We start from the raw sequence: 18,611 nt of genomic DNA on the forward strand, positions 1-18,611 counted from the left end.
GCACCGCCTGCTGCATGCATTCACTCAGTCACGTCTCGCCGCGCGGCGACGCGTGACGAGGCGTGATGATCGGTGTGTGCGGCGATCAGTAACCGCCCTTCTTGCCGATGCCCGCGAACGTGAAGTCGTATTCGAGCGTGATCGGCTTGAACCACGGACCCACGCCGGTTTCTTTGTCGACGTGACGGCCGAATGCCATGTGGCCGGTTTGCATCGGCGCTTCAACCGTCATTTTCAGGTGGTATTTGCCCGGGCCTTGCAGCTTGACGTTGTCGCCGTAGTGCGGGCCGTCGTTGGCGACCATCGCCATCATGTCGCCCTTCTGGGTCTGATTCGAACCGGCTTTCGTCAATTCGTAACGAACTTGCAGATACGGCATCCAGTCGCCTTCGGCGAAACCCGTCGGATTGTTCTTGACCGCGTGGATGTCGGCTTCCAGGTGAATATCCGAATCCGACGCCTTGCGCATCATGCCTTCGGGTTCCATCGTGATCGGCTGCAGGTAGACGGCGCCGATTTCCATGCCGCCCTGAATCTGATGCTTGCCGATCGGGTACTCCGCTGCCGTTGCGGAAAGGGCCGCTACTGCGGCCACCGCTGCTGCGCCACCGCGCACAAATGAAGACATCCGCATTGAAACTCCTTGTTTTTATCAGACTGGAATCGAATTCATTGGAACAGCGCGTTGCGCTTGCCTTGATGCGGCCATGCCTGTGGCCTCTGTTGGCAAACGCGCTGAACCGTTAGTCGCATGACGAATCACAATACGAACGTTAATGCGAACCATTCTCAATATTGGTCGAGTTTATCATCGATCGGCGGGGAGAACAAACGGGGACGCACGCAAAGCCTTATGGGAACAGGGACATAAGGCGGTCTTAAGGAAAGCGCGTGCGAAGGTGTTGGCGGGGTGTAAGGCAAGGAGAGGCTAGGCGCGGCACATTGCCGCGCCCTGGCAGGCAGGGAGGCGTTATCCGATTCCGGGAATGTGGTCGCCGACATTCGCGCCGAATACGCGCTGCCGCAGGAGCGCCAGCTGATCGCGGGTTTGTGCGGCCTTTTCGAACTCGAGATTCTTGGCGTGCTCCATCATCTGCTTTTCGAGACGCTTGAGCTCCTTGGCGAGCTGCTTCTCGGACATGTCCTCGAATTTCGCCCGAGCCTGCTCTTCTTTCAATTCGGCGCGGGCGTCGTCGACGTTGTACACCCCGTCAATGATGTCGCGGATCCGCTTGACCACGCCGCGCGGTGTAATGCCGTGCTCCAGGTTATAGGCGATCTGCTTGGCGCGCCGCCGCTCGGTTTCGTCGATGGCGCGGCGCATGGAGTCGGTCACCCGGTCCGCGTAGAGAATCGCCTTGCCATTCACGTTACGCGCCGCCCGGCCGATGGTCTGGATCAGCGAACGCTCGGCGCGCAGGAAACCTTCCTTGTCCGAGTCGAGAATCGCGACCAGCGAGACTTCGGGAATATCCAGCCCCTCGCGCAGCAGGTTGATCCCGACCAGCACGTCGAACGTGCCCAGCCGCAGATCGCGAATGATTTCCACGCGCTCCACCGTATCGATGTCGCTGTGCAGGTAACGCACCTTGACGCCGTGGTCGGCCAGAAACTCGGTGAGCTGCTCGGCCATCCGCTTGGTCAGCACCGTGACCAGCACGCGGTCGCCCACTTTGACGCGTTCGTTGATTTCCGCGAGCACGTCGTCGACCTGCGTACGCGCCGGGCGCACCTCGATTTCCGGATCGACGAGGCCGGTAGGACGCACCAGCTGCTCGGCCACCTGCCCTGCCGTCTTTTTCTCGTAATCCGCCGGCGTGGCCGACACGAACACGACCTGGCGCATCTTGCGCTCGAACTCGTTGAACTTGAGCGGGCGATTATCGAGCGCTGACGGCAAGCGGAAACCGTAGTCGACCAGATTCTCTTTACGCGCCCGGTCGCCGTTGTACATGCCGTTCAGCTGGCCGATCAGCACGTGCGACTCGTCGAGAAGCATCAGCGCGTCGGGCGGCAGATAGTCAACCAGCGTCGGCGGCGGCTCGCCGGGCGCGGCGCCTGAGAAGTGCCGCGAGTAGTTCTCGATACCCTTGCAGAAGCCCAGCTCCTGCAGCATTTCCAGATCGAAGCGGGTGCGCTGTTCGAGCCGCTGCGCTTCGACGAGCTTGCCGTTGCTGTAGAAGAACTCGAGCCGGTCGCGCAGTTCGGTCTTGATCGTTTCGACCGCGCGCACCACGGTGTCGCGCGGCGTCACATAGTGCGACGACGGGTAGACCGTGAAGCGCGAAATCTTCTGCCGCACGCGGCCGGTGAGCGGATCGAACAGTTGCAGCGTCTCGACCTCGTCGTCGAACAATTCGATGCGCACCGCCATTTCGGCGTGCTCCGCCGGGAAAATATCGATCGTGTCGCCGCGCACGCGGAACGAACCGCGCTGGAAGTCGGCTTCATTGCGGTTGTACTGCATCGCGATCAGTCGGGCGATGATGTCGCGCTGGCCGAGCTTGTCGCCGGTACGCAGCGTCAGAATCATCTTGTGATATTCCGACGGGTTGCCGATACCGTAAATCGCCGACACCGTGCCGACGATGATCACATCGCGCCGCTCCATCAGGCTCTTGGTGGCCGACAGCCGCATCTGCTCGATATGCTCGTTGATCGACGAATCTTTCTCGATGAACAGGTCGCGCTGCGGCACGTACGCTTCCGGCTGGTAGTAGTCGTAGTACGAGACGAAGTACTCGACCGCATTGCGCGGAAAGAACTCGCGAAACTCCGAATAGAGCTGCGCGGCGAGCGTCTTGTTCGGCGCGAACACGATTGCCGGCCGGCCGAGCCGCGCGATGGTATTGGCCATCGTGAAGGTCTTGCCGGAGCCGGTCACGCCGAGCAGTGTCTGGAACGACAAGCCGTCCTCAATGCCTTCGACGAGCGTGTCGATCGCCGTGGGCTGGTCGCCGGCCGGCGGATACGGCTGGTAAAGCTGGAACGGCGAGCCTTCGAACGCGACGAATTTGGATTCGTCGAGCGTTTCGTCGGCTTCAGTCAGATGGTGTTCGGACATGGGGAGCGGCACCGGGCCTTGGGCAAAGAACTATTCTAACGGGTTGCGGGAACCCGGGCTGAGCGGGTCTGCGTAGGGATTGAGCAGGCCGCGAAGACAAGGCATTTGGCGCCTTGGTGCCTGTTTTTCAAGCAAATAATTCAGCCCAGCGGGCTTTGCCGTCCGAAAAATGCCCGCGAATTCGCTACAATGCCAAGTTGCGCTCGCTCGCCGATGCCCGCCTTCCGTCCGAATCTTCCGTCAGACGCCGTTGACCGGGCCGCCCGCGCTTGAAGCCGCCCTCTTTTTACTACTGCTGCCCACCCATCATGTCTCTGTTCTCCGCCGTCGAACTTGCTCCCCGCGACCCGATTCTGGGCCTGAACGAAGCCTTCAACGCCGATGCGCGCGCCACCAAGGTCAACCTTGGCGTTGGTGTGTACTTCAACGAAGAAGGCAAGATCCCGCTGCTGCGCGCCGTGCGCGAGGCGGAAAAGGCACGTGTCGAAGCCGCGCTGCCGCGTGGCTATCTGCCGATCGAAGGCATTGCTGCGTATGACGCCGCCGTGCAAAAGCTGCTGCTCGGCAACGATTCGCCGCTGATCGCCGCGGGCCGCGTCGTGACGGCGCAAGCACTGGGCGGCACGGGCGCACTGAAAATCGGCGCCGATTTCCTGAAGCGTGTGAACCCGAACGCCAAGGTCGCGATTAGCGATCCGAGCTGGGAAAACCACCGCGCGCTGTTCGAAGGCGCCGGCTTCGAAGTCGTGAACTATCCGTACTACGACGCGCAGTCGCATGGCGTGAACTTCGAAGGCATGCTGAGCGCGCTGAACAGCTATGCCGCAGGCACGGTTGTCGTGCTGCACGCGTGCTGCCACAACCCGACCGGCGTCGACCTGACGGTCGACCAATGGAAGCAGATCGTCGAAGTCGTCAAGACGCGCGATCTTGTGCCGTTCCTCGACATCGCTTATCAGGGTTTCGGCGACAACATCGAATCCGACGCTGCAGCAGTCCGTCTGTTCGCGGCATCGGAACTAAACGTGTTCGTGTCGTCGTCGTTCTCGAAGTCGTTCTCGCTGTACGGCGAGCGTATTGGCGCACTGTCGATCATCACGGCAAGCAAGGAAGAATCCGCTCGTGTGCTGTCGCAACTGAAGCGCGTGATCCGCACGAACTACTCGAACCCGCCGACGCACGGTGGCTCGGTGGTCGCCGCAGTGCTCGCGTCGCCCGAATTGCGCGCCACGTGGGAAACGGAACTCGCCGAAATGCGCGACCGTATCCGCGCAATGCGCAACGGTCTGGTCGAACGTCTGAAGGCAAGTGGCGTGGATCGTGATTTCAGCTTCGTGAACGCACAACGCGGCATGTTCTCGTACTCGGGTCTGACGGCTCCGCAAGTGGACCGTCTGCGTGAAGAGTTCGGCATCTACGCTGTGGGCACCGGCCGCATTTGCGTGGCTGCGCTGAATACGCGCAACCTCGACGTGGTGGCTAGCGCGATTGCTCACGTGCTGAAGTAAGGTATTTCAGAGCGCGGGTGTTCGTTGCGCGCGCTTTGTCTTGCTGAAGCCGCTTGATTTGCTTGTAGAAACGGCGCCCTTTCGGGCGCCGTTTTTTATTGGCTGACGGTTGCCGGACAGGTGAGTGTCACTTGCCGATGCCTTCTACGGCTGTATCAGCGCGCGTCTCGATGGATGTCATGCGTGACAAACCCTGCGTCGTTGTCAGGCATATCCAGCCAATCAGGTTGAGCAAGCGAGTCGCGGATGTCTTCCAGACCGCTTTTCCAATGTTCACGCATTGTAGAGGCGCCGAACTGGAAGTCCTTGAACTGCCCTTCGTATTCCTTCTGACGGTAGATGAGATGGATCACGTTGTAGCGCTTCGAACACGATAGTTCATCCGCCAGCTTGCACCACGGATCGTCGCGCTGGTCAGACGGCACGCGGTCGAGCACCTCGCGCAGTACATGCCGGAAACGCTGCGAACGCTGCAGCATATTGGTCACGAGACGCGTGCGGCTCGAGTACTGGATGTCTTTCATGCGCCCTTGAACATCGGTGATGTTGTCCGGCACCGGCCCGATCGCGCTCCATAGATCGACCTGGAACGCGAGCGTATCGCGGCGCGGTGTGGTCTGAATCACCTCATAGAGCGGCGTGTTCGACATCAGGCCGCCGTCCCAGTAGTACTGGCCGTCGATTTCGACCGCGGCGAAACCCGGCGGCAACGCACCTGATGCCATGAAATGCTCAGGCCTCAGTTTGATCTGCGTGTTATCGAAGTAGGCGAAATTGCCTGTGCCGCAATTCACCGCCCCCACCGACACGCGCATTTCACCGGAATTGATCCGGTCGAAATCACAGAGCGCTTCCAACGTGGCTTTGAGCGGCGTGGTGTCGTAGTAGCTCGCCATTTGCGGCAACCCTGAGACTGTGGGCATCGGCGGCGGGAAACGCGGCACAAAAAAGCCCTTTTGCCCTTCCACGATCGCACCCATTGCCTGAGTCGCCGTAAAGGCTTTACGAACGGCGTCACTGGAATTGAATAGCGCGTGTTCGATAAAGGCCGGTAGCGGCGGCCCAAACGCCGGTTGGCAGATCGTCTCCCAGAATTGCAGCAGCCGCTCGACACGCTTCTCCGGCGGATTGCCGGCGATGATGGCCGTGTTCAGCGCGCCGATCGAAATGCCGGCCAGCCAGTTCGGCTCGATACCGGCTTCGTAAAGCCCCTGGAAGACGCCGGCCTGATAGGCGCCTAGGGCGCCGCCGCCCTGCAGCATCAACGCGACGGTTTCGTAGTTGGGCACCTTGAGTTGCCGGCCGGGCTGCGCGGAGGGCGCCGGACCGGCGCCCTCACCTTCCCCGCCGCCGGGCGCGCCAACGCGCGCCCGCTTGAGATTGCGTTGCGCCATGCGCGCCTCCTTATTGCATATACCAGCCGTGGCTCACAATAAAGGACTGGCCGGTCAGCGCCGCAGTCGGGAAAGTGGACAGGAACAGCACCGTCTGCGCAACGTCTTCCACCGTGGTGAAGATGCCGTCTACGGTGCCGCCCAGCATCACGCGCTTGATCACGTCTTCTTCGCTGATGCCGAGCTCCTTGGCTTGCTCGGGAATCTGCTTGTCGACAAGCGGGGTACGCACAAAACCCGGACACACCACGTGCGAGCGCACATTGTGTTTCGCGCCTTCTTTGGCCAGTACGCGCGAGAGGCCCAGCAGCGCGTGCTTGGCCGTCACATAGGCGGACTTCAGCGGCGACGCTTCATGCGAATGGACCGAGCCCATGTAGATCACGGTGCCGCCGCGATCGTCTTTGTACATGTGCTTGAGCGCGGCCTTGGTGGTAAGAAAGGCGCCGTCCACGTGGATGGCCTGCATCTTCTTCCAATCGGAAAACGAATAGTTTTCGATTGGATTAACGATCTGAATGCCGGCGTTGGAAATCAGAATGTCGATCGAGCCGAACTCGGCCGCGACTTTGTCGATGCCCTGGTTGACGGCGTCTTCGTTCGTGACGTCCATTGCCACGCCGATTGCCTTTCCGCCACCCTGTTTGATTTCTTCAGCGACAGCATTCGCGCCGTCCTGGTTCAGGTCGGCGATCGCGATCGCCGCGCCTGCAGCGGAAAGCGTGAGCGCAATCTGCTTGCCGATACCGCTCGCGGCACCGGTAACCACCGCGACCTTGCCATTCAGATTCGTGTTCAGTGACGACATCCAGAACCTCCATGCAGTTGATGAGCAATGACACCACGGGCCGCAGGCGGCGTGAAGTCAGCCAAACGGCATAGGCCATTCGGCTGAATGCTGCACTGCGACCAACGCTGCTATTGTGCATGAACCGTGCGAACTACATCCGTAAAACGCACATCGAGCCTGATCTCTTTAAACTAGACGTTTCAGCGGGATTCCGGCGGCATCACTACCAAGGAGGAATGCATGAATTATCGACGTCTGGGCCGTTCCGGCCTGCAAGTCAGCGAACTGTCCATCGGCTCATGGGTCACCTACGGCAATCAGGTGGATCATCGCGCGGCGCGCGAGTCGCTGGCGGCTGCGCGTGATGCCGGAGTCAACTTCTTCGACAACGCGGAGGTGTACGCCAGCGGCCAATCCGAAGAAATCATGGGCCACGCACTCAAGGAACTGGCATGGCCGCGCGTGAGCTATGTGGTATCCACGAAATTCTTCTGGGGGCTCAACGAAGCGCCGAACCAGTACCACACGCTGAACCGCAAATATTTGCTGAACGCGATCGACGCGTCGCTCAAACGCCTGCAGCTCGATTATGTCGATCTGGTGTTCTGTCATCGTCCGGATCCGAACACGCCGGTCGAAGAAACCGTCTGGGCCATGAGCGACATGATCACGCGCGGCAAGGCTCTGTACTGGGGCACGTCTGAATGGAGCGCCGACGAAATCCGCGCGGCATACGATATCGCTGAGCGGCATCATCTGCACAAACCAGTCATGGAGCAGCCGCAGTACAACCTGTTCCACCGTAAGCGCGTCGAGCAGGAATACAAACGGCTTTACGAGGATATCGGCCTTGGGCTCACCACCTGGAGTCCGCTCGCATCCGGCCTGCTCACCGGTAAGTACCGCGATGGCGTACCCGCCGATAGCCGCGCACAGTTGCAAGGCTACGACTGGCTGCGCAAGCAGCTCACCGATACCGGCAAGAACAACGTGGTCGGTCAGTTGGGCGAAGTGGCCGACGAACTGGGTTGCACCGTCGGCCAGTTGGCGATTGGGTGGATCCTGAAGAATCCCCATGTGAGCACGGTCATCACCGGCGCGTCGCGCGTCGAACAGATCGGTGAAAACATGAAATCCGCCGAAGTGGCCGAGCGGATCACCCCGGAGATCAAGCAGCGGATCGAGGAGATCGTCGGCGACGCGGACGCCTGAGCACCTGAGCGGCCACTCGCCGGACCGTGGAACATGGCTCGTGCCGTCATCCGGGCCGTGTTCCGCGCAACGCACTACGGAGCACAACGCGTGCGTCGCGTACAATACGCGACCGCGCTGCACTTCAGTTGTGCTGCCGCATTGCACTCGCATCGCCGAATCCGCCCTGGACCGGCACGCCCTCTTTCAGCGTCTCCTCATCATGCTCAGCTACCGCCACGCCTTTCATGCAGGCAATCACGCCGACGTTCTGAAACACGCCGTCGTGTTGCAGCTACTGCGCTATCTTGGCCAGAAGGACAAAGCCTACTGGTATATCGACACGCACGCGGGCGCCGGCGTCTATTCGCTGAAGGAAGGTTACGCGACCAAAACCGGCGAGTTCCAGACCGGCATCGCCAAACTATGGGAGCGTAACGACCTGCCGTCGATCTTCGCGGACTACGTCGACGAAGTGAGCGCGCTGAATCCGGACGGCCAGTTGCGCTTCTACCCGGGTTCGCCGTATATCGCGTGGCGGCAGATGCGCGAGCAGGATCGCATGCGCCTGTTCGAACTGCACACGACTGAGATCGACGTGCTGCGCCATAACTTCCGCGACGCAGGCCGCCGCGCGATGCTTTATGCGGGTGACGGCTTCGACGGCATCCTCGCGTTGCTGCCGCCGGCGCCGCGCCGCGCGCTGGTGCTGCTCGACCCCTCGTACGAAGACAAGCGCGACTACACGCGCACGTTGCGCTGCGTCGAAGAAAGCCTGAAGCGCTTTCCGACCGGCACCTACGCAGTGTGGTATCCGCAGGTAAGACGCCTTGAATCGCAGCGCTTTCCCGATCAGCTGAAGAAGCTGCAGGAGCGCAACTGGCTGCATGTGAGCCTGACCGTCAGCAATCCGCCGACCGACGGCTTCGGCCTGTTCGGCAGCGGCATGTTCATCCTGAATCCGCCGTATACGCTGGCAAAAACGCTGAAAGACCAGATGCCCTGGCTGGTTGAGGCGCTCGGCGAGGACAAGGCCGCGCAGTTCAAGGTCGAATATCGCGGCGATTGAGTTTCGTTGCCGGCTCGGCGCGACCTAGGCATCGACGCTTGAAGCGTCAAAAGATTGAAAAGAAACGGCTAGGAGATATCGCGCGGAGACGCTTATTGCGCGCGAGGCACGGGACGAGGTTGCGGCTTCGGTTGTGGAGAGGGCGTGCCACCGCCGATCGGCACCGGGACGTAGGGCGCGACAACGATGGGTATCGACGAATTCGGCGCCAACTCCGTGGGCGTGGCGATGGGCTGCGCCCCTACGATCGGCTGCCGCGAGAGCGGCGCGGTTTGAAGCACGGTCCCGCTTTGGCCGTCGCTAATGCCGCTCTGCGAGTCGAGTATCACGGGTTTGCGGGTGTTGTTGCTCGACGCGGCGAAAGTCGCCGGGACTGCGAAAGCCGCTGTCAGCGAGGCTGCGACAGCCATGGTCAGAACGGATTTGAGCAGGCGGACAGGAAGCATGGGCGGACCGGTTGAGTTTGAGAATGCCGGATAGCGCAGAAAACGCTCCACCTTACCGCGTCGGCCCCCGTCAGGCTAGTCGTTCTTGGCCACGCATAGCTTTGAAGCGCCAGTTGCCGTGAAATTTTCACGCTCCAGATGTGACAAAGCCCCGTCTATACGGGGCTCGACACTTTACTGCGATGGCCGCGCGCAAGCGCTGCCAGGTCAAACCTGATGCAGTTGAAACTTACAGCGAGTAGCCGTTGGTTTCGAGCGAGCGGATGCGCTGTTCGAGCTGAACGATATCCGACGACGTCGCCAGGTAAGCTTCACGACGGCTGCGTTCTGCAGTTTCAAACCAGGTGCTCAGCTTTTCAAGTACGTATGCAAACATGATGTTCTCCAAGGATCAGATTGAATCCCCGGTGAATTTTGCATCAGGGATTTCCCGTAAAAGGGTTAACCCGGATTATAGCCCTCTGGTGCAACCTTGCTAGTGAAATGCCCGCATGACGTGCATTCCGTTTTGGAATGATGCACGCTCATGGTGCATCTAAGTCATTGATTTATCTAAATTCAAGATGACTTTTTCGAAACGCTCGATGCCGCCCCAAATTATTTAGCACCACTATTGTGCATTTCGTCTATTTGGTTGCGACAACTCTTGCAAAAGGTTGCACCTACCGCTTTCAAATCGGATAACACCCCTTCCCTGACACCAGATCGGTGTCGGCTAGCCGCTCGATAATCGGGCAATCCGGACGCTCGTCACCATGACAATGGTCCGCCAGGTGCGCCAATGTGTCGCGCATGTCGGTCAGCTCGGTAATACGGCGATCCAGCTCCGCGACGTGCTCCAGCGCAATCGCCTTCACTTCGGCGCTGGCGCGCGACCGGTCGTGCCACAGCGCCAGCAACCGGCGGATGTCTTCGACCAGAAAACCAAGACGGCGCGCCTGGCGGATGAAACGCAGTGAATGAACCTCTTGCGGCCCGTATACGCGGTAGCCGGCGCTCGTGCGCGCCTTCGCCGCCAGCAAGCCCACGCTTTCGTAGTAGCGAATCATCTTCGCCGTGACGCCCGACGCGCGGGCCGCTTCACCAATATTCATGTCCGTTTCCCCAGTATGGGCGTCGATCGTACACCTTCCCATTGTGGGAAGGTCAGCCACTCAATTGCGCATCGGCAGGCATAATTCAATCACCGCAACATTCATTTTTTCGAGGCAACCCCGATGACGATCGAATTCCAGGTAGAAGGCATGAGCTGCCAGCATTGCGTGGCAGCAGTCACGAATGCGATCCGTGAACACGATGAAACCGCTCAGGTCCAGGTCGACCTGGCATCCGGTCGCGTGGCGGTCGAATCGGCGCAACCGGCTGACGCGCTAAAGGCGGCGATCGACGAGGCCGGTTACACGGTGACCCGCGTGACCAGCGGTTCGGCCCGCTAAGCGAGCGGCCGTCATGTTCAAAGTTGCCGTCATTGGTGCCTCCGGGCTGCTCGGCCGGGCTCTCGTCGACGAACTGGCGCAGTGGGCCGGTTGGCAGGTTGTCGCCACGGCGTTCAGCCGGCCGGGTCCGAGCACCGTTGCCCTCGATATTCGCGACGCGCGGGCGGTCGAGCAATTTGTCGAACGCGAAGCGCCGGACGCGCTTGTGATTGCCGCTGCGGAACGTCGGCCGGATGTGTGTGAACACGACCCGGCGCTCGCCCGGGCGTTGAACGTCGACGCCGTGCGCACCCTGGCGGCGGCGGCAAAGCGGCGCGGCGCATGGACGCTCTCGATCTCAACGGATTACGTGTTCGACGGCGCCCACCCGCCCTATCGGCACGATTCCGCGCCCGCGCCGCTCAATGCCTATGGGCGCAGCAAACTCGAAGGCGAACGCGCGTTGACGGAATCCACCCATCTCGGCTGCGTGCTGCGTTTGCCGTTGCTATATGGACCGATCGTCGATTGGACAGAATCGGCGGTGACGAGTCTCGTGCCGGCGACTGCCGCGTCGGCTTCACGCGAAGGCAAAGCCGCCGTCATGGATGCATGGGCGATTCGCTACCCGACCTTTACGCCGGACGTCGCGTTCGTGATCAGGCAGATGCTCGAGCGGCACGCGCATGGCGATGCGATCCGCGGCATCGTGCAATGGTCGGGCGACGAGCCGATGAACAAGTATGAAATCGCCGTCCGGCTGGCCGCTGCGCTGCAACTCGATGCGCACGTGACGCCACAGCACACGCCCACCGATGCGACGCCACGTCCGCATAATTGCCACCTGGCGTCGGACCGGCTCGAGGCGCTAGGCATTGGCCGCCGCACGCCGTTCGACGTTGCGATCCGGCAAGTGCTGGCCGAATTTCCGTGGCAGGGCGAAACAGCGGCCTGACCTATGGCAGCGAGCGTGGCCGCGGCAGGTCTACCATCAATGAAAATCGCGGCTCGCCGTGGCCAGTTCGCCGAGCCATTCGCTGTGATCTTCGAGTCGATGCGCGACGAGATGGATCACCTCGCCCTTCTGTTTCTGTTTCGCCTTGCCCGCTTTATTTGCGCTCACCACGTTGCTGGCGCTGTCACCGCCGGTAGACACGCCATCATCGCGTTGCAAGACACCATACACCGCCAGCAACGATGAACCCAGCAGTACCTTGCGCTGCTTTTCCACCAGCGATGGCCAGACGATCACGTTGATCGAACCGGTTTCGTCTTCGATGGAAACGAACACGGTGCCGTTTGCCGTACCCGGCCGCTGCCGCACGGTGACGATGCCGCAGGCGCGCGCCAGCGTACCGTGCTGACACGCGGCGAGTTCGGCCGCCGTGCGGAAACGCTGCCTGGCAAGACGTTCGCGCAACAGCGCGAGCGGATGGCGATTGAGCGTGAGGCCGATGCTCGCGTAATCGTCGACGATCTCGCGACTTTCGGCTGCCTGCGGCAATGCTAACGGCGCTTCGGCGATCGGCGCATCGCGCAGCAGCTTGGGCACCGCGTGTTGAGCGGTCACCGCCCACCACGCTTCGCGCCGGTGGCCCGCGATGCTGACCAGCGCGTTCGCCGCGGCGAGCGCTTCGAGATCGCGCCGCGTCAATGCCGCGCGACGCGTCAAATCATCGACGTCGGTAAACTGCGCGTCGCTACGAGCCGCCATGATGCGTTCGGCAGCCGCCTGCGAAAAACCTTTGATCAGATGCATGCCGATGCGTACTGCCGGACCCCGTGCGCCATAAGTTTTCGACGATTGGAATACGCGTGCGGTCAGCTGTTTTGCCGCGCGCCGGATCGTCCGGGCCACCGTGAAACGCCGTAACGACAAATCGCGTAATTGCTGCGCGGACGATACGCCCTGCTGACGATGCAAGCAGGTCTCGCTCGATGAAATCCGCTGCCCTTCATGACCGCGTCTTTCGAAGGTCGATTCCCAATCGCTCAAGGTCACGTCGGGCGGCAATACCTGGACGCCGTGACGCCTCGCATCCTGTACGAGTTGCGACGGTGAATAAAACCCCAATGGCTGACTGTTCAGCAATCCCGCCAGAAAAGCGGCCGGCTCATAACGTTTCAGCCACGCGCTGAGATAGACGAGCAAGGCAAAGCTTGCTGCGTGACTCTCCGGAAAACCATATTCGCCGAAACCTTCGATCTGTTTGCAGATCCGCTCGATAAACTCCTTCTCGTAGCCGCGCGCGGACATGCGATCGGTCAGATCCTGCTGATACTTCGCCAGATTGCCGGTACGCCGCCACGCGGCCATCGCTCGTCGCAACTGGTCAGCCTGCTCACCGGTGTATTTCGCCGCAACCATCGCGAGGTGCATCACCTGTTCCTGGAAAATCGGCACACCGAGCGTGCGCTCGAGCACGGGTCGCAACTCATCCTTCGCGTAGTCCACCACCTCCAGACCCTGCTTGCGACGCAGATACGGATGCACCATGCCGCCCTGGATCGGCCCAGGTCTCACAATCGCGACTTCGATCACGAGATCGTAGTATTTGTTCGGCTTCAGCCGCGGCAACATGCTTTGCTGCGCCCGCGATTCGATCTGGAATACGCCGATCGTATCGGCATGGCCGCACATTTCGTAGATGGCCCGATCCTCGCGCGGAATATCCTGCACCCTGAATTTCGGAAATCCGCGCCGCAATGCGACGAACTCCAGTGCGCGCCGGATAGCCGACAACATGCCGAGCGCCAGCACGTCGACTTTCAATAGCTTGAGCGCATCGATATCGTCCTTGTCCCACTCGATCACGCTACGGTCTTTCATCGTCGCGTTCTCGATCGGCACGAGCCGTGACAGCTTGTCTTTCGCAATCACAAAACCACCGACGTGTTGCGACAGATGACGCGGAAAGTTGCGCAACTCTTTGGTGAGGCGAATCAGATTCTGCGTGATGTGCGAGTTGGCATCGAAGCCCGCTTCGGCCAGATATTTAGCGACCGCATCCGTGCCGTCCCACCACTGTTGCGATTTACTGATCCGCTCAATCAATGACGCTTCGAGCCCCAACGCTTTGCCGACATCCTTCAGCGCACTGCGTGCGTGATAGGTGATCAGCGATGCAGTGAGCGCGGCGCGATGACGGCCATACTTCCCGTAGATATATTGAATCACCTCTTCCCGGCGCTGATGCTCGAAATCGACGTCGATATCAGGCGGTTCGTTACGCGCGCGCGAGATGAATCGTTCGATCAGCATGTTCATGCGTACCGGGTCGATTTCCGTTACATGCAGGCAATAACATATGATCGAATTCGCCGCCGAGCCCCGCCCTTGACACAGTATGTTTCTGGAGCGCGCGAAGCTCACGATATCGTGCACCGTCAGGAAGTACTTTTCGTATTTCAGTTCGGCGATCAGCAACAGTTCTTTCTCGATCTGCTCGATCCGCTTGATATCCATGCCGTCCGGCCAACGCTCGACTGCGCCGGTCATGACCAGCTTGCGCAGATAACTCGACGGCGATTCGCCGACGGGCACCAATTCTTCCGGATACTCGTACTTCAATTCGTCGAGCGAGAAACGGCATAGGGCAGCGATGCGCAGCGTTTCTTCCAGCGTGTCGCGCGGATACAGTTTGCCAAGCCGCACACGCGTGCGCATATGCCGCTCGGCATTGGCTTCGAGCGCGTGGCCGCATGCCGATAGCGGCGTAACGAGACCGATCGCGGTCAGGGTGTCCTGCAATGGCTTGCGCGATCGCGCATGCATCAGGACGCCACCCGCAGCCACCAGAGGCAAACCGCTTGCTTCTGAAATCATCCGCAACGCGTCGATCTGAAGATCGTCGCTGCCGGTTTGCCAGAGTTCGAGTGCGATCCATGAACGTTGCGGAGCCAATGCGGCAAGCCAATGCGCGCAGCGCAGCGTGTGCGTGAGCGTCGCCGTGCGTTGCGGCACGAGGATCAGGACACAATCGGGCAAGGTCCTGAGATGTTCGAGATGCGGCAACGTATCGGTGAAATCGGACGGGCTGAGGCGATAGCTGCCCTTGTCGGCACGCGAACGGGCGAGTGTGATCAGTTCGGAAAGATTGCCGTAGCCATTGCGGTTGGTTGCGAGCGCAACCAGTGTGCAGAACGGCTCACCTGCATCGTCCGTCAGATTCAGTTCGCTGCCGATGATGAGATGAGGGATTGGTTTTAGCGCCTCCTGCTCAGTGGTTTCTTGTTGTGGGGTTTCTTGTTGTGCGTCCGCTGGATTTGCGGCCGTTGATTTTGCCGCTTCCTCTAGAAAGGTTCCTGCTTGCCCGGCTTTCGCCTTGTCTTCGCGCTCCTTCTGCTGGCAGTCCCGCTCCTGTTTGATTTCTCTCACCGCCGTGTGTGCACGCACGACACCCGCTAGCGAGCATTCATCGGTGATCGCAAGCGCGCTATAGCCGCGCGACATCGCCTGCTCGACCAGTTCATGCGGATGCGAAGCGCCGCGCAGAAACGAGAAATTAGTCAGGCAATGCAGCTCCGCATAGGGCGGCAATTGAGCCGCAAGCGCTTGCTCCAATAAAACTGAGGGCCGGGAATTTGCCATGATGCTCAGCCGAACAAACCCTGCAAATACCACTCGCCGCTAAAGCGTTCCCGGTACACCCAGAACATATGACCACGATCATCTGCCGCAACGTAGTAATCCCGCTCGACGCGATTACCGTCCCACCACCCTGCTTCAATCCGTTCGGTACGCGTGAGCATTTTCAGCGGCCGCCGATAGATCGGCCGCTGGTCGCGCATCATCAGACGCAGCGGTTTGTCGAGCATCCAGACGGGGCGAGGCTGCGATGGCAATACACTGTCGGGCAGATCGAGTGAGGTTTGCGTATCGGCCGATGGTGTTACGAATATACAGCTGCTTTTAGCGTCACTCGTTTTGTCAGACTGTTGCGACGAGTACAGTGGGTGTTCAGCCTGTTCAGCCTGTTCTGCCGCATCGCCGCCTACGCGCACACTCTCCAATGCAGCGTGCTGCAACTCATCGGTCAACCAGGTTTTATCCGCTTTGATTTTCGTCCTGGCTTTCGCAGACGAACGCTTCTTACGCGAAAACGCTTGCGCCTGGTAGGCCTCGACGCGCATTGCCCGCTCAGGACGATGATCGTCCTGCACCGACATCTGCAGCACGTTCTCCGCCCCCAAACGCGCGCTCAAGCGTTCGAGCAGACGTGCAATCGAATCGCCGTCTGATTCGGGCATTGGAAACAAGGTGTCCGACCGCCCCGCATACTCACCGATCTGATCCGCGATCAGCTTCAACTCGATCACCGGTGCCATCAGAACCGTCTGATTTAACTTCTCACGCAACAGCCAGATCAGATGCTCGGCATCGCGCGACGGTATAGCCCACGCGACCTTCAGACTCGACGTCTTCGGCGCATGACGGGATGCCAATTCATGTTCGAGCAACAACGTATAGCCACTGAGCGCTGCATGATGTGCACTCAGCCATCCGGCCAGTTGCACAATCAGCCGACGCGCGGCGAACAGTAGTGCATCGGCGTTATCGACCCGCGACGGCAACTCCAACTGCGCATGAAACGATGCCGGCGCACGAAACGATTCGCGTGGATCCGGACGCGTGCCATATGCTTGCGCCAGAAGATCCAGCATGCCACTGCCGAAGCGCCGCACGACACCCGACCTTGGCAACTGACGCAAATCGGCCAGCGTCGTGCAACCGACATGTGTCAACGCATCGCGATGCGCCTGCGCTACCGGCAGCAACGACACAGATATACGGTCGAGGACCCGCGCAAGCGACGTTTCCTTTATCACATGCCAACGATGCCCCTGCCGAACAGCGTGCGCCTGCGCCAACAGCCACGCGCCCCATGCTGTCGGAGCGCACGCGATGCGCGCCGTATAGTCGAACTCAGCCACCGTCGCGGATACCTGTGACAACAACGCGCGCAAGCCGCCAAACAACCGCAAACCAGCGCCGACTTCCAGCAACAAGGTATGCGCGTGCGCGAGCGACACCTTCGGTGTGTACGTCAGCAAAGCGAGCGCCATCGCTTCGAACGCCTGGGTTTCGCGGGCGGAGTCCGCGGCAAGCATCTTGAGGCCAGGGGCCAAAGCCAATGCGTACGAGCGCGAATGACCCACATGCACTCCGGCACGCAATGCGTCGAAATCCGGCATCAGGATGTGCGCGTGATCGGCCAACGCATAGCAGCGCACCTCGGTGATGTCGCCGGCACCTGGAGGTTGGCTTGCCTCGTCGCCGGGCTCACACCGATGAGGCTTCGCGGGCGAACCATCCGGGAGCGGCTCGATAGGCTTCACGGCTTCCAGCGACAAGAGTGGCAATGTGACTGCGATCCACAACATGTTTGATCTCTCGTCCTTGTTTGCTGCCGACTCCGCTTTCCGGCAACACGACGCTTTGTAACGGCAAAATAAGATGCAGAGGCTCCGCTAGCGGCGGACCGCGGCGCTTGAAGATATCGATCGAGATACCAATCTCCTGCAACCATTGACGGCGGTTGATCGTCTGCGCATTAGCCGGCAAGAGCGGCGCGCAGATCATTCGCAACGGCGCCGGCGAAGATTGCGCGGCTGCCTCGACAGGCCGGATCAAAAATGCCAGCGAGGCCGACTCCTGAGCCGCTACCTGCAGACGCCGAACCTTATCGGCGCGCGCATTCGGCAGCCATACCAGCACGGCCCCCATACCATCCTGCTTCAATGCCTGAGCAGCGGCCCACAGGGCCTGATCTTCACTCGAGCGCACCCATAAAACGCGCTCGACATCGATACCCCAAGCCCTCAGTGCCGAGGCACAGGGCTGGTAAGGAGGCGCCACGAGCATGACGTGCCGTTCGGCTTGTGCCGTAAGCTGCCGAAGCGCCCGGGCCAACAGACGCAATTCGCCAACTCCCTCGTGTTCAATCAATAACTCCGTCAGGCCGCCGGCCGACCAGCCTTGTCCGGGCAGCAGTTGATCCAGCGCGGCATAACCGCTGGAAATCACCCGCGAGTCCGCCTCGGCATGCTCATTGCCCTGCCACACTTGACGCCGCAATTGCGACGACAGCGCTGTTGTCGCCAGATGAATCGCTGCTGCCATAGACACGCTCGTTCAATAGGGAATACTCCGCCCTGCCCGGCATCGGGCAAGCTTGGGACGACGAGTTTTCACTGTATATTTATACAGTATTCTGAGGAGGATGTTAAGACGAGGCGACGCGACGAAGCGCGCGCAAGAGGGAAATGAAGAGGGGCGGTGAAGTTGTTTTGCTACAGGTTTTTCGCCTGCGGGAGCAGTTGTCCGTTGGCGTTGCTGCCAGGCGAAAAAGCCGAGCTAGTGTGTTCGGGGAGGGATGAAAGCGGAGAACCCGCGCGGGTATGCCGCAGAAATGGGCTTAGTCGTATGAGATAACGCAGGACGCCGGGGCAAACCTCGCCGGCGCCTGCCCGGCCGTGTTGCTGGCGGATGGCGCTGCGGGTCGGCAGAAACGGGCGCGCATGTCCCGGGGGGATGGTGCTGGGCGCGTATTGCTATTGACGCCGTTGTTTTACGGCCGTAAACGCAGAAACCCCGCCTTTATGGGGCGGGGTTTCTGGACATGCTAGGGAGCCTGACGATTACCTACTTTCACACGGGAATCCGCACTATCATCGGCGTGGAGTCGTTTCACGGTCCTGTTCGGGATGGGAAGGGGTGGGACCGACTCGCTA

At 60.5% G+C, this 18,611-nt stretch carries 15 protein-coding genes and 1 rRNA gene; 5 read left to right on the top strand and 11 right to left on the bottom strand.

Annotated elements, in window-relative coordinates:
* Positions 1-85: 85 nt before the first annotated feature.
* Both KHO23_RS30130 and uvrB read right to left on the bottom strand, forming a co-directional pair.
* Complete coding sequence (locus KHO23_RS30130) at positions 86-634, bottom strand: iron transporter (protein WP_211616001.1); 549 nt, start codon at positions 632-634, stop codon at positions 86-88.
* A 336-nt stretch (positions 635-970) separates the two neighbouring features.
* A complete protein-coding gene (uvrB, locus tag KHO23_RS30135) occupies positions 971-3,064 on the bottom strand; it encodes an excinuclease ABC subunit UvrB (protein WP_211616003.1) in 2,094 nt (697 codons plus the stop codon).
* Between the two features lie 308 nt (positions 3,065-3,372).
* On the opposite strand from uvrB, the gene KHO23_RS30140 reads away from it, so the two are divergent.
* Positions 3,373-4,572 (top strand): amino acid aminotransferase, encoded by a 1,200-nt coding sequence (locus tag KHO23_RS30140; RefSeq protein WP_211616005.1) that lies wholly within the window; start codon positions 3,373-3,375, stop codon positions 4,570-4,572.
* Positions 4,573-4,727: 155 nt separating this feature from the next.
* Here the strand turns inward: KHO23_RS30140 and KHO23_RS30145 are convergent, their stop codons facing one another.
* Positions 4,728-5,966 (bottom strand): DUF3734 domain-containing protein, encoded by a 1,239-nt coding sequence (locus KHO23_RS30145; protein ID WP_211616007.1) that lies wholly within the window; start codon positions 5,964-5,966, stop codon positions 4,728-4,730.
* 10 nt (positions 5,967-5,976) lie between these two features.
* Complete coding sequence (locus tag KHO23_RS30150; RefSeq protein ID WP_211616009.1) at positions 5,977-6,774, bottom strand: 3-hydroxybutyrate dehydrogenase; 798 nt, start codon at positions 6,772-6,774, stop codon at positions 5,977-5,979.
* Between the two features lie 222 nt (positions 6,775-6,996).
* Here KHO23_RS30150 and KHO23_RS30155 point away from each other — a divergent pair, with 222 nt between their 5' ends.
* Together KHO23_RS30155 and KHO23_RS30160 are read left to right on the top strand one after the other, a co-directional pair.
* Positions 6,997-7,968, top strand: coding sequence for a potassium channel beta subunit family protein (locus tag KHO23_RS30155; protein ID WP_211616011.1), 972 nt, complete (start codon positions 6,997-6,999; stop codon positions 7,966-7,968).
* Between the two features lie 202 nt (positions 7,969-8,170).
* Positions 8,171-9,016, top strand: coding sequence for a 23S rRNA (adenine(2030)-N(6))-methyltransferase RlmJ (locus KHO23_RS30160; protein WP_211616013.1), 846 nt, complete (start codon positions 8,171-8,173; stop codon positions 9,014-9,016).
* 92 nt (positions 9,017-9,108) lie between these two features.
* Here the strand turns inward: KHO23_RS30160 and KHO23_RS30165 are convergent, their stop codons facing one another.
* The 3 genes from KHO23_RS30165 to cueR all read right to left on the bottom strand — a co-directional run bounded on the left by KHO23_RS30165 (position 9,109) and on the right by cueR (position 10,556).
* On the bottom strand, positions 9,109-9,462 hold the full coding sequence (locus KHO23_RS30165) for a hypothetical protein (RefSeq protein WP_211616015.1): 354 nt from the start codon (positions 9,460-9,462) through the stop codon (positions 9,109-9,111).
* Positions 9,463-9,691: 229 nt separating this feature from the next.
* The gene (locus KHO23_RS30170) at positions 9,692-9,838 is read right to left on the bottom strand and encodes a DUF3563 family protein (RefSeq protein WP_211616017.1); all 147 of its coding nucleotides are present in this window, start codon (positions 9,836-9,838) and stop codon (positions 9,692-9,694) included.
* A gap of 295 nt (positions 9,839-10,133) precedes the next feature.
* Positions 10,134-10,556, bottom strand: a complete 423-nt coding sequence (gene cueR / locus KHO23_RS30175) for a Cu(I)-responsive transcriptional regulator (RefSeq protein ID WP_211616019.1) — start codon at positions 10,554-10,556, stop codon at positions 10,134-10,136.
* A gap of 123 nt (positions 10,557-10,679) precedes the next feature.
* On the opposite strand from cueR, the gene KHO23_RS30180 reads away from it, so the two are divergent.
* Positions 10,680-10,898: a heavy-metal-associated domain-containing protein gene (locus KHO23_RS30180; protein ID WP_211616021.1), complete on the top strand. Its 219-nt coding sequence runs from the start codon at positions 10,680-10,682 to the stop codon at positions 10,896-10,898.
* A 13-nt stretch (positions 10,899-10,911) separates the two neighbouring features.
* The gene (locus KHO23_RS30185; RefSeq protein ID WP_211616023.1) at positions 10,912-11,832 is read left to right on the top strand and encodes a dTDP-4-dehydrorhamnose reductase family protein; all 921 of its coding nucleotides are present in this window, start codon (positions 10,912-10,914) and stop codon (positions 11,830-11,832) included.
* 36 nt (positions 11,833-11,868) lie between these two features.
* Here the strand turns inward: KHO23_RS30185 and KHO23_RS30190 are convergent, their stop codons facing one another.
* From KHO23_RS30190 to rrf, 4 genes are all read right to left on the bottom strand, one after another.
* On the bottom strand, positions 11,869-15,468 hold the full coding sequence (locus KHO23_RS30190) for an error-prone DNA polymerase (RefSeq protein ID WP_211616025.1): 3,600 nt from the start codon (positions 15,466-15,468) through the stop codon (positions 11,869-11,871).
* Positions 15,469-15,473: 5 nt separating this feature from the next.
* A complete protein-coding gene (locus tag KHO23_RS30195; protein ID WP_211616027.1) occupies positions 15,474-17,261 on the bottom strand; it encodes a Y-family DNA polymerase in 1,788 nt (595 codons plus the stop codon).
* The gene (imuA, locus tag KHO23_RS30200) at positions 17,161-18,000 is read right to left on the bottom strand and encodes a translesion DNA synthesis-associated protein ImuA (RefSeq protein ID WP_211616029.1); all 840 of its coding nucleotides are present in this window, start codon (positions 17,998-18,000) and stop codon (positions 17,161-17,163) included. Before imuA ends, KHO23_RS30195 begins: the two co-directional genes overlap by 101 nt.
* A 509-nt stretch (positions 18,001-18,509) precedes the next feature.
* Positions 18,510-18,611, bottom strand: a 5S ribosomal RNA gene (gene rrf, locus KHO23_RS30205); the annotation flags it as partial.

It is taken from the genome of Paraburkholderia haematera (genome assembly GCF_905220975.1).
Classification (GTDB): Bacteria; Pseudomonadota; Gammaproteobacteria; order Burkholderiales; family Burkholderiaceae; genus Paraburkholderia; species Paraburkholderia haematera.